The organism is Xanthobacter autotrophicus (genome assembly GCF_029991245.1).
GTDB lineage: Bacteria > Pseudomonadota > Alphaproteobacteria > Rhizobiales > Xanthobacteraceae > Xanthobacter > Xanthobacter autotrophicus_C.
Map to the genome: position 1 here is coordinate 21,881 of NZ_JAIVFO010000039.1, position 10,884 is coordinate 32,764.

At 67.0% G+C, this 10,884-nt stretch carries 10 protein-coding genes and 1 pseudogene; 2 read left to right on the forward strand and 9 right to left on the reverse strand.

Translation table 11 applies throughout. The features are described from left to right. Positions 1-799: 799 nt before the first annotated feature. The 3 genes from K9U41_RS09070 to K9U41_RS09080 all read right to left on the reverse strand — a co-directional run bounded on the left by K9U41_RS09070 (position 800) and on the right by K9U41_RS09080 (position 3,785). A complete protein-coding gene (locus tag K9U41_RS09070; protein WP_282640519.1) occupies positions 800-2,083 on the reverse strand; it encodes an AAA family ATPase in 1,284 nt (427 codons plus the stop codon). Continuing rightward, a complete protein-coding gene (locus K9U41_RS09075) occupies positions 2,080-3,165 on the reverse strand; it encodes a hypothetical protein (protein WP_282640520.1) in 1,086 nt (361 codons plus the stop codon). Before K9U41_RS09075 ends, K9U41_RS09070 begins: the two co-directional genes overlap by 4 nt. 353 nt (positions 3,166-3,518) lie before the next feature. Then, a complete protein-coding gene (locus K9U41_RS09080) occupies positions 3,519-3,785 on the reverse strand; it encodes a helix-turn-helix transcriptional regulator (protein ID WP_282640521.1) in 267 nt (88 codons plus the stop codon). A 257-nt stretch (positions 3,786-4,042) separates the two neighbouring features. Between K9U41_RS09080 and K9U41_RS09085 the strand changes: the two genes are divergently transcribed. Continuing rightward, positions 4,043-4,441, forward strand: a complete 399-nt coding sequence (locus tag K9U41_RS09085; protein WP_282640522.1) for a hypothetical protein — start codon at positions 4,043-4,045, stop codon at positions 4,439-4,441. 128 nt (positions 4,442-4,569) lie between these two features. Here the strand turns inward: K9U41_RS09085 and K9U41_RS09090 are convergent, their stop codons facing one another. Both K9U41_RS09090 and K9U41_RS09095 read right to left on the reverse strand, forming a co-directional pair. Next, positions 4,570-5,907: a tyrosine-type recombinase/integrase gene (locus K9U41_RS09090; protein ID WP_282640523.1), complete on the reverse strand. Its 1,338-nt coding sequence runs from the start codon at positions 5,905-5,907 to the stop codon at positions 4,570-4,572. 163 nt (positions 5,908-6,070) lie between these two features. Then, positions 6,071-6,901: pseudogene (locus K9U41_RS09095) on the reverse strand (YifB family Mg chelatase-like AAA ATPase); the annotation flags it as partial. A gap of 140 nt (positions 6,902-7,041) precedes the next feature. Here K9U41_RS09095 and K9U41_RS09100 point away from each other — a divergent pair. Further along, positions 7,042-7,827: a class I SAM-dependent methyltransferase gene (locus tag K9U41_RS09100; RefSeq protein ID WP_282640524.1), complete on the forward strand. Its 786-nt coding sequence runs from the start codon at positions 7,042-7,044 to the stop codon at positions 7,825-7,827. A 100-nt stretch (positions 7,828-7,927) separates the two neighbouring features. On the opposite strand, the gene K9U41_RS09105 is transcribed toward K9U41_RS09100, so the two are convergent. The 4 genes from K9U41_RS09105 to rsmI form a co-directional block, all read right to left on the reverse strand. After that, positions 7,928-8,239 (reverse strand): polyhydroxyalkanoic acid system family protein, encoded by a 312-nt coding sequence (locus K9U41_RS09105; RefSeq protein WP_282640525.1) that lies wholly within the window; start codon positions 8,237-8,239, stop codon positions 7,928-7,930. 321 nt (positions 8,240-8,560) lie between these two features. Further along, positions 8,561-9,508, reverse strand: a complete 948-nt coding sequence (gene gshB / locus K9U41_RS09110; RefSeq protein WP_282640526.1) for a glutathione synthase — start codon at positions 9,506-9,508, stop codon at positions 8,561-8,563. A 70-nt stretch (positions 9,509-9,578) separates the two neighbouring features. Next, on the reverse strand, positions 9,579-9,968 hold the full coding sequence (locus tag K9U41_RS09115; RefSeq protein ID WP_282640527.1) for a YraN family protein: 390 nt from the start codon (positions 9,966-9,968) through the stop codon (positions 9,579-9,581). Beyond that, positions 9,961-10,884: 16S rRNA (cytidine(1402)-2'-O)-methyltransferase (rsmI, locus tag K9U41_RS09120; protein WP_349237840.1), on the reverse strand; the 924-nt coding region annotated here is incomplete at its 5' end. The genes rsmI and K9U41_RS09115, both read right to left, overlap by 8 nt.

Consider the following 10,884-nt stretch of genomic DNA (forward strand, 5'->3'; position numbering starts at 1 on the left):
ACGGCATCGCCTATATCTCGGTGGAGCAGGACCGGCGGAATAGGACGATGACAACTGCTGCCGTGGATGCTCGGCGGAGCAAAGGCATGTCGTGGGCTTGGAAGGCTGCATAGCGCGGCCGCCAGCGGCCACGGCCCGCGAGCGGCGCCCATGCCCGCCGGCCGGGCGGTCCCGCGCGGCACACACGCGGGCGACGCGGCCCGCGACGGGAAGCGAGACGACTGCTGATCGACCGGCTGGGCTTGCACCCGGCTTGAACACCCCACCTGTGCCAGAATCATCCCCAAGCCTTTCAATGTGATGCCGAGGCCATGCGATCATTGGGGCGCAATGGCCGCCGAGGGATCGCGGCTGGTGGATGCCGCGTCGTCTGGCGTCGTGAGACAGCGCGGGCATATGGGTGCGCGTGAAGGAGAGACGACGCGCCGCCGGCCCCGTCCCCCGCGTGCGTGCGCGGGCGCTCGACCAAAACTCGTAGAACAGCCGCATCATATTCGATCCCCCATCGTCTGGCGGCTGCGGCGGTGCTCGCCCTTGGGTGCGCGCCCGCGTGAAAGAGAGTGGTCGGCGCGCCGCGCGCGAATAAGGAGAGTCGGCAACGCGCGCGCATGAAACGGCGAGTGGTCGCGGCGGGCGGCCCATGCCCGGTGGGTGGGTTGCGTCGGTTGGCTGCGTGCGTCAGTTTCCCCCCATACCCCCCGGCGCAACTGACGCGCCCGAATGGGCGCTGTTGCGCGTCACTTGCGTGGGTTGGCGTCGGTTTAACTTACGCACAACTCACGCAACTCACGCAGGGGATCTATTCTTCTTCGCTCTCGTCTGTCATTCCCGGCATGGGCGGTGTGTCGCTCGGCCGGCCGAACGGCGCGCCCCACATGCGGATCACCTTCCATCGAGATTTTTTGTTGCGGTTCTTTGTCGAGTAGACCTCCTCCTCGACGTAGCCGGTGCGAAGAAGTTCGCGCATAAGAGCGGTGCTCTGCTTGCGCTCTATGCCATAGGGCCAGTTCGGCAGGTCGCGGAAGCTCTCGTACACGCCATCCGGCGTATTGGTGGAGAAAGACGAGCTGACGTAGAACTCCTTTGCGTAGTGCTCTGCAATCAGCTCCAGAACAACTTGCTCAGGGGCGGGCGGCACGGCGGTGCCATCGGGCATTTGGGGAGCCTGCTGCCTCACCGGGAACAGAACGCCGCCCTCGCCGCGCTGTAGTTCCAGAGGGGCGCTCATGGGGCCGTCCTGAAACTTGCCACCCTTCAGGAACAGGCGCTCCGCGGCGCCCTTCTTATCCACCTCGAAATAGAGGCGGCTGCGGACGCCGTTGTGCCATTGAGCGCTTCCCACGTAGCCGTCATCGCCGGTCCGGTTGCCGCGCGAGTGGCTGCGATCCGTGTGCGTCGTCAGCACCGTGGCGACGCGCCGATTCTTGTTCACCCGGAGGAGCAGGCGGATGAAGGCTTTCACCTGTTGCCGGACGAGGTCGTTTCCCTCGTATGTGTCGCCGGTGCCGTCTACGATGCAGAGCAGCGGGTCAATCTGCTTCACCAACTTGCGGTACGCCCCATACCCCGGCATCTCCCCGAGCGCCCGGTATGAAGAGCCCTCGCTGCCCCCTCGCTGCATCTCACCATAAAATCCATCGAACTCCGTGGCGTCGAAGATGTGGAGATTCTGGTGGACCTCGTCGAGGTCGTAACCATGCAGCCGGCAAATGTCCTGGAGGCGCCATGTCACCCGGTCCTCGGGGTCCTCGGCGGACCAATAAAGCACCGGCCCCTTGAGCGTCTGGCACCCCATGAAGGGGACGCCGAGTGAGACGGCGCACGACGCCTGCAAGGTGAAGAAGCCTTTGCCGGCGCCGCCGTGCCCGCCGAGCAGGGTCACATCGGCATCCGGTATGAGGCCCTTCACAATGTCCGTCCGGCGCTGCGGCGTCTTCCTGAAATCGATGCGCGGGGGCAACGCGACCGGTGGCGACGCATTGCCCGGCATGGGCACCCACGGCGGCACGAAGCTCGCCGTGGGGGCGTCCTGTGGGGCGGAATAGACGAGCTGCGGGCCGCCCTTCTTCGCTTCCTCGGTCATGCTTCACCGTCCCGACGAGCGGCGAGGGCGTCGCGCTCGTGTTGTTTGGAGAACCACCGCGCGACATCTGCGGCGATGGCGTAATGATCCCGGTAGTGCCGCAGCACCCCGTCAGGCGGCGCATGGACCTGCCACGCAAAGGCGACGACGTTCAGCACCCGCTGATCGGGGAGTCCGTAATCCAGGGCCAGAATGCGGATCAGGCGGAAGCATTCGGCGCTCTTGTTTTCGTGACGCCCCCCGAGGACGAGGTGCGGCGAGGCCAGTCGCCCGCGCACATGCTCGGGGAGCAAATTCCAGAAGAGTTCCCCATCATCAAGGGAAGGCTGGTCCAAGGCGGCCCCACCGCCCACGATGACCCTCGCCTGTGCCAGTGCCGCCTCGTCTGGCGGCGGTAGGTCCGGCACCCATAGGGCGCCCGTGAAGGGGCGAGCGATTGTCGCTGGCACAGGCGAGGGGCTGCGGCCGCGCGCGAGCTTCGCCCGGTTCGGCCAATTCAGGGTTCCGGGGAGGCGGAGCACCCCGTTGATGTTTTTTCCGATGTCGTCGTGAGCGCCGAGCCGGGCATCCAGCCCAAGGGCGAGCAGGTGGGCCTTGACCGGGTGCAGGGGCCATTGGAGCAGATAGACCGGCTGGAAGTTGCCGGGCGAGGTCTCCACCGCGTAAGGGGCATCGTCAGGAATGCCGCCGCTGCGCTTCTCGCCATCGTTGTCGAGGTCGTGCCCGCTGGCCAGCACCGCCACAATGTCGGACGTGACGCGCCGTCCGCCGCGCCTGTAGACGTTCCACGTTGCGTAGATATTTCGATGAGGGAAGCGCGCCGGGTTCGACAGGTTCATGGCCGCTGCGACCATGCCGTCAACGTCGCCGATGTCGAACCATGCCGAGTTCGATGCCACCGGCTTTCCGGTGGTCGGGTCTTCCCCGTAGCTGACGAGGTCGAGCACGCCGTCGCGGACCTCGCCCTCGCGAGCCATGTCCCGCCACCGCTGGGCGAGCCAATGCCGCAGGCCAATATGGTAGCGAATGGCCTCTGGATCGACTAGGCGGCTGTAATCTGAAAATGAAAAATCCGTGTCCACGGTTTATCTCCGAGTGTAGAAGACACCCGGCTAATACACGCGAAGGCTTGCAGGCGCCCCTAATGGGCTGTATGGTGCCGTTGTCCACTGACAGCACCCCTGTAAGTCTTTGGCTGTGCTCCAGCCGAGCGAAGGCCCGCCCACCACGGCGGGCCTTTTGCATTCGTGGTATGCCCTAAGCCTTCTCACGCGCGCCAACAAGATTTTGGCGGTTTGCGCGTGGGGATTCGATGTATTGGTTTGGCGCCCTTCGCCTTGTGGCTCCACTTATACTGCGCTTGCGCAGGGTTTAAGGCGTGCGAGCATCAGGTATTGCTTCAAGGTGATGGGCGCTGCTGTCCACCATTGACGGTCTATGCCGTGGCGGCGCGGGGCTGCTCGCTGGTGCTGTTGCGGGCGCCCTCATAGAGCCACGCCAGCACGTCCTTCTCCGCGTACCAAACACGCCGAGTGCCGCGCGGGCGGAAGTAGCGCGGGCCGCCGCCCCGGAGGCGGTATTGCTCGATGGTGTTGAAGTGGACGCCCACCACCTCGGCCACTTCAGGAGTGGAGAGCGGCCGTCGCTTCGGCAGATAGCCGAACAGGTCGCAAAGCTGGTCGAACGAGGGTTCCCCCTGCATTGCAGGACACTCCATGGGAGCCTGCCACGCGGGATAGCGAGCAGGCGTTGGCCTGCCGCATGACCCAGCGGTTTAGGGGTGAACGCTCCGACAAGTGCCGAAGCCGATAGCGAAATAGTACTGCGCAGTACTTCAAAGCGGTGCGCCGAACTGGAAAACAACGGTACTACGGTCAAGGAACCGCAAGCAAGCGCTAAATGCACTCGGATAAAGTGTTTTAATTCAGTAACTTAGCTCGCCGCCCTTCGCGAATCCTGATGAGCTTTGGCGAGGTTCCCGATATTGAGAACGGCGGCGGGGCGAGTCAAGCCCGTTGCCGGTACGTGGTGTCTCAGTTTGAACTCCGGCACCCGTTGGCCACCGCCATCGTGCGCCGAATCCTGTGCTACGCTAACAAAGCAAGCAAGGAGGTGTGCGTGGGCCGTTTTGAGTTGATTTTTGATGGCGACGATATCGCCAGTTCTAGGGGGTCCGCGTGGATCGGCGTGCGCGCCCAAACCCACGCTGGCCGCCTCGTCATCACACACGATTGCGGGAGCCCGGCAGAGCTTGAGAGCGCTGTGCGGGACTTGAAAGCCGAATTGGACAATCTCGTAGAGAGGTCGCGAGCGAAGTTTGAACGCAACCTGCGTGAAAAAATTAGCAAGGATGGGTGACGGTGCCAAACGGCCCAATCATTCTTGCGGGCTAGCCGCGTCGCTCGCGTGGGGCGGGCCGTGGTGGACGGCAGGCGCGAGACCGGGGGCAACCCCGGCTGCACCGGAAGGCCTGCCGCCGGGCCGCGCTACGCACGCAGGGCGACCACGTTCTCGCCGGCCGCCTGCGCCGCCGCCACCTTCCCCTGTGCCTCAATGAAGTCGCCAATGCGCTGCACCTCCGCCAGGAGGTATTGCAAGTGTTGCGTCTCGAGATAATGCCGCGCGGTGACGCCTTTCGGAACATGATTCGTCAGCAACTCGACCTTGTAGAAATCGAGCTTGAGCTCGGCTACGCCGATCGTCACGAAGGTGCGCCGCAAGTCATGCGCTATGGGGCGATAGCCTGCCGCTTCCTCGATGCGCTGAAGCGCGGCGCGCGGGTCATGAATGTGCCCGGCCTTGCTCTTGGTCGGGAACACGAAGGCGCTCGATCCTCGCACCCCTACGCCATCGCCGCGCCGTTCCTTCCGGGCCTTCAGGAGAGCGATGGCCTGCGTGCTGAGTGGTAGCCAGACAGGGTTATGGTTCTTCGGATTCGGGATGTGCCACCATGCCTCGTCGAGGTTCACGTTCTCCCAGCGCAGCGCGGCGGCTTCCATGAGCCGGGCGCCCGTCAACAGTAGGAACTTCACCAGTTCCATGCTCGTCAGGTTCTCGATGTCGTGCGGATCGAAGCGGCCGTCACCCCGCGCCACGTTGGATTCCAGTTCCGCACCCCGCGCCGAAAGGACGTGCCAGACGGCGCCGATCTTCGCGGCTGGGATGTAGCCGGTGCGTGGCTTGATGGGCATCCAATCGTCGTTCAGGGCATCGACCGGGTTATTGGTGATGATGGCGGTGCCGTCCGCGCGCTTGTATTGCCTCCCCGCGTAATTGACGAGCGCTCGCAGGGTGCCAAAGGCGATGCTCGCTTGGCCCGGCGAGCCGCCCTTGCGGTCCCCATGCAGCCCTGTGGTGGCGTAAAGGCGATATTGCTTCCGCACCATTTCCTCGGTGATGTCGGCGACGGGCTTGTCCGCCCATGACGCCAGCGCGACCGTGATATGGCGCCGGATCTCAACCTTCGTGCTCTCGGTCAGCTTACCCGGCCGGTCAAGGTAGGACTGCATCACCTGCCGCAGCGTGACCTTTTCGGCCTCCTCGGTCCGGCGCATATCGCGCGGGTCCACGCCCTCCCGCATTTGCTGAAGGAGGCTCTGCGCCCGCTTCCGTGCTTGGTCCTCGGTGTACGTCCCGTATTTGCCGATGGTCACGACCACCGTGCGGCCTCGGACGCGGCCCTGAGCGACGAACGCCTTTGCGCCGGCCGCCGTCACCCGCAGCCCATAGCCCGGCACCCTCTTATCCCAGAGGATGACGTAGCCAGACGCGGGCGGTTGTACCCCGTCGATGAACGTCTTTGTGAGTGAGACTGTGGTTCCCATAGCCGCCCGGTTGACGCCCACTCCGCCGGCCCCATGCCAGCGCCATACAAGCAGGCTAGGACAAGCTAGCACCACGCCACACCATTTGTCACATACACTAAGTGACTATCAATAAAAGCTTATTGTTGCTTGCACAAAGATGGACAAGCTACCCCATGCGCCGCGCCGCCATGCTGGCGGAATGGTGGGGTGCGCGGAACGGGCGGCGGTCCATCAGCGCGCCGTCCTCGATGGAGCCGGCCACCGACGCGATCATGGAGACATCGAGCATCTCGGCGGGCGACAGCGACGGCAGGATGGAGGGAAGTCTCTGGGCCAGCATGGACTTTCCCGCGCCCGGCGGCCCGATGAACAGAAGATTGTGCCCACCAGCCGCGGCGACCTCGAGGGCGCGCTTGGCCGTCTCCTGCCCTTTCACGTCCTTCAGGTCGAGCATGGCTTCCCCCGGCGCCTTCATCTTAGGTTCGGGCCGGCCCATCACCTGTCGGCCGGTCATGTGGTTGGCGAGTTGGATGAGGGATTGCGGCGCCAGGATCTCCATGTCGGGGCTGGCCCAGGCGGCTTCCGCGCCGCACGCCGCAGGGCAGATGAGCCCATGGCCGCGCGCGTTGGCGCCGATGGCCGCCGGCAGCACGCCGGCCACCGCGGCGATGGCCCCGTCGAGCGCGAGTTCGCCCACCACGGTGAAGCCGCCAAGGGCATCGGAGGGAATCGCGCCGATCGCCGCCATGAGCCCGAGCGCGATGGGCAGGTCGTAGTGGGAGCCTTCTTTCGGCAGGTCCGCCGGCGCGAGATTGACGGTGATGCGCCGCGCCGGCAGCGCAAGGCCCGAGGCGATGAGCGCCGCACGCACGCGCTCGCGCGCCTCCGACACCGCCTTGTCCGGCAGGCCGACGATGGTGAAGGCCGGCAGGCCCGCCGCGACGTGCACCTGGACGTCCACGGGGCGCGCGTCCACCCCCTCGAATGCGACTGTCGCAACCCGCTGGATCACCGCCCCCACCCCGCTCGACTGCCTGCACCTCACGCTAGCGGAGGATCGCCGCACCGACAAGAACGAAAGCGGAACAATTTTACTTGCCACGGTCGAGGCCGGCGCTATCCTGGCGTGGCTTCGACGAATGGGGGCGGGGGATGGCGGACGCTTCAGCCGGCGGGATGCGCAGTCATGAGGCCCATGTGGCCGACATGTTCGGGCCTCAGGCGGCCGCCTATGTGGCGAGCGCGGTCCATGCCCGCGGGGCGGACCTTGAAGCCCTGTCGGCGCTGGTCGCGGAATTGCGGCCCGGGCGGCTGCTGGATCTCGGGTGCGGCGGCGGGCATGTGAGTTTCGCCGCGGCTCCGTTCGCGGGCGAAGTGGTGGCCTACGATCTGTCCGATGACATGCTGGGCGCCGTCGCCGCAGAATCCGGGCGGCGCGGCTTCGCCAACATTGCCACGCGGCAGGGCGTGGCCGAGCGCCTGCCGTTCGCCGACGCCAGCTTCGATTTCGTCGCCACCCGCTTCAGTGCCCACCACTGGCGGGATGTCCCGGCGGCGATGGGCGAGGCGCGGCGCGTGTTGAAGGCGGGCGGGTGTGCCATGGTGATGGATGTGATCGCTCCCGACTGGCCGGTGGCGGACAGCTTCCTGCAAACCATCGAGGTGCTGCGCGACCCCTCCCACGGCCGCGACTACCGGGAGGCGGAATGGGTCGAGCATGCGGAGGGGGCCGGCTTGCGAGTCATGCGGTCCGCGCGGCGACGGCTGCGGCTCGCGTTCGACGCCTGGGTGGAGCGGATCCGCACGCCCGAACTGCACGTGGCGGCCATAAGGTCATTGATCGCCGGTGCGAGCCGGGATGTGGTCGAGCATTTCGAGATCGAGGCGGACGGCTCCTTCACCCTCGACACGCTGACACTGGAATTGGAGCCGGCCTGATCGCGGGGCCGGCGCTCTCGTCCGGCGGGGGGCCAGGGTTCTTGCCTGGTGTCTTTGCGGCGCGCGCGCGGGGTGATGGGTCGGCCGTTCGGGCGTCGGCCTATTTTTTCTCCAGCATCAGCCGGCCCTGCTTCTTGATGAGGTCCTGTGCCTTGCGGGCCAGGAGGTCGAGGAGGAAGGGCAGCTCGACGGACAAGTGGACGGCGTCCTCCGTCACGTCGAGGGTGCCGCTCGCGGTCTGGCCGAGGGCGGCGATATGGAAGTCCAGGTGCTCGCCGGTCCAGACCTCCTGGAGGATGGTGATGTGGCGGCCGAAGCGCGAGCGCACGGTGGTGAGTCCCACCTGAAGGCGCCGTGTTGCCTCCGCCTTGCCGAGGCGGTGCGGAATGGAAGCGGTGAACGGCTGGCCCATGCGCCTGTCTCCCCGGTGGCGGCGGCCGGGAGCGACATTCTCCGGCCGAATGCTTTGTGGTTTCGTCGATGGTGCCGTCGGTCCTTGACCGGTGCCGAAAGGATGCTGCTCGTGAGCGGGGGCGTTCCCGGCTCCCGGATCTTGAGGCCGGTTCCGGCTTTACCCGGAACCGGCCGCCGCGCAGGCCTGTGCCAACGGCCGATCGGTCGTCCTCATCGGCTGTCGGCATACCCCGACGCCGGGAGTAACCCGGTGACGGGGCATGCCAAGCCCGAGCGGCGACTGAGCCTTCTGCCGGACGAGTTCCGGCGGAAAGGAATATCAGGCAAGGGTGCGCTTCTCCTCGATCCTGTCCCAGATCTGGGCCGCGATGTCCGGTCCGCCCAGACGCTTGATGGCGCGCAGGCCCGTGGGGGAGGTGACGTTGATCTCGGTGAGGTGGCCGTCGATCACGTCGATGCCCACGAAGATGAGCCCCATCGTCTTCAGTGAAGGACCAATGCGGGCGCAGATTTCCAGTTCCCGATCCGTCAGGTCGGTGGGCCTGGCGGCACCGCCGCGCACCATGTTGGACCTGAGATCGCCCGGGCTCGGCACGCGGTTGACCGCCCCCGCCGCCTCGCCGTCCACCAGGATGATGCGCTTGTCGCCGTGCTTCACGGCGGGCAAAAACTGCTGGATGACCCAGGGTTCACGGAAGGTGGTGGCGAACAGGTCGTAGAGCGAGCCGAAGTTGAGGTCGTCGGCGGTCAGGCGGAACACGGCCGCGCCGCCGTTGCCGTAGAGCGGCTTCATCACCACGTCGCCGAACTCGGCCCGGAACGCCTTGATCTCGTCGAGGTCGCGGGAAATCAGCGTCGGCGGCATCAACTCGGGAAACGCGGTGACGAAGATCTTCTCCGGTGCGTTGCGCACATGGGCCGGGTCGTTCACCACCAGCGTCTGCGGGTGGATGCGCTCCAGAAGGTGCGTGGCGGTCACATAGGCCATGTCGAAGGGCGGGTCCTGGCGCATCAGCACCACGTCCATCTCGTTGAGCGCGACGCGTCGCTTCTCGCCGAGGCTGAAATGGCCGCCAGCCTCGTCCTTCACCTCAAGCGGCTCGACGGTGGCGAAGACGGCGCCGTCGCGCATGGCCATGCGGTCGGGGGTGTAGTGGAACAGGGTGTGCCCGCGCGCCTGGGCTTCGAGCAGCAGGGCGAAGGTGGAGTCGCCCGCAATGTTGATGTTGGCAATATGGTCCATCTGGACCGCGACCTTGAGGGCCATGGCAATCTCCCGGCGCCCGGCTGGGGCTTCGCCTTATCTATAGCTGCGCGGCGCCCGTCGCCACCTCTCGTCAGACCTCCGCCTCGAATGCGCCGGGCAGGTGCTCGGCGGCGCCCGAGCGGGCGAGCAGCACGGCGTCGAAACGCATGTTGAGGCGGGATAGCTCCGGATGGTCGGCGAGGAACGCCTCGGCCGCCGCGGCGATGCGCCGCCTTTGGCGCGGCAGCAGCGAGAAGGCGGCGTCGGAAAGGTCCGCCCGCAGCTTCACCTCGCAGAAGACGAGAAGGTCGCCCTGGCGCGCGATCAGGTCGATCTCTCCGGCCTTGGTGCGGACCCGCCGGGCCACGATCTCGAAGCCATGGGCGCCGAGCAGGGTGGCGGCGCGCTCCTCCGCGGCGAGGCCCCGCGCGTGGGCGGCGCGGCGGCGGCGCGTCGCGGCGGGAACGGCGGCGTCAGTCATCGGCCGCGGTGTCCCCGGCCCGGCCTTCGGACAGGGCAAGGGCACGGGCATAGACCTCCCGCTTGGGCCTCCCGGTCATGGCGGCCACGGCGGCGACGGCATCCTTCAGGGACGCGTCCTTGAGGGCGCGGGCGAGGGCGTCGTCCACCGCGGCATCGCCGGCGGCCTCCTCCAGCGGCGGGCCCACCACCAGCACGATCTCGCCCCGGGGCGCTTCCGCCTGCCCATAATGGGCGGCGAGGGTGGAGAGGTCGCCGCGCCGCACCTCCTCATAGGCCTTGGTGAGTTCGCGGCAGACCGCCGCCTTGCGCGGGCCGAGGCGGTCGGCGAGGTCGGCAAGGCTCTCGGCGAGGCGCGGGCCGGTCTCGTAGAACACCAGCGTGGCCGGAACACTCGCAAGGGTCGCGAGTCGGTTGCGGCGCTGGCCCGATTTCGGCGGGAGGAAGCCGTCGAACAGGAAGCAGTCCGTGGGCAGGCCGGCGGCGACCAGGGCTGCCAGCAGGGCCGAGGCGCCGGGCACGGGGTGCACCGTGTGGCCGGCCTCCGCCGCCTCCACCACCAGCTTGAAGCCGGGATCCGAGACCAGCGGCGTTCCGGCGTCCGAGATCAGGGCGATGCGGTGGCCGGCGGCAAGGCGCGCCAGCAGCTTGGGCCGGGCGCTGGCGCCGTTGTGGTCGTGATAGGGCACAAGCGGAGTGGTGATGCCGTAGCGCTCGGTGAGCCGGCGGGACATGCGGGTGTCCTCGCAGGCGATCACGTCCGCGCCCGCCAGCGTCTCCAGCGCGCGCACGGTCACGTCGCCGAGGTTGCCGATGGGGGTCGCCACCACGTGCAGGCCGGGCGCAAGCGTGGGGGCCGCGACGCGGGTGCCGGCGATGAGGAAGGTGTTCGCGTCCGCCCCGGCGGCGGAGGGCTC

Excerpts from the sequence above, each read along its gene's own strand:
- K9U41_RS09070 (WP_282640519.1), bottom strand. The coding sequence starts at position 2,083 with ATGACCGAGGAAGCGAAGAAGGGCGGCCCGCAGCTCGTCTATTCCGCC.
- K9U41_RS09080 (WP_282640521.1), bottom strand. The coding sequence starts at position 3,785 with ATGCAGGGGGAACCCTCGTTCGACCAGCTTTGCGACCTGTTCGGCTAT.
- K9U41_RS09085 (WP_282640522.1), top strand. The coding sequence starts at position 4,043 with ATGAGCTTTGGCGAGGTTCCCGATATTGAGAACGGCGGCGGGGCGAGT.
- K9U41_RS09090 (WP_282640523.1), bottom strand. The coding sequence starts at position 5,907 with ATGGGAACCACAGTCTCACTCACAAAGACGTTCATCGACGGGGTACAA.
- K9U41_RS09100 (WP_282640524.1), top strand. The coding sequence starts at position 7,042 with ATGGCGGACGCTTCAGCCGGCGGGATGCGCAGTCATGAGGCCCATGTG.
- K9U41_RS09105 (WP_282640525.1), bottom strand. The coding sequence starts at position 8,239 with ATGGGCCAGCCGTTCACCGCTTCCATTCCGCACCGCCTCGGCAAGGCG.
- gshB (WP_282640526.1), bottom strand. The coding sequence starts at position 9,508 with ATGGCCCTCAAGGTCGCGGTCCAGATGGACCATATTGCCAACATCAAC.
- K9U41_RS09115 (WP_282640527.1), bottom strand. The coding sequence starts at position 9,968 with ATGACTGACGCCGCCGTTCCCGCCGCGACGCGCCGCCGCCGCGCCGCC.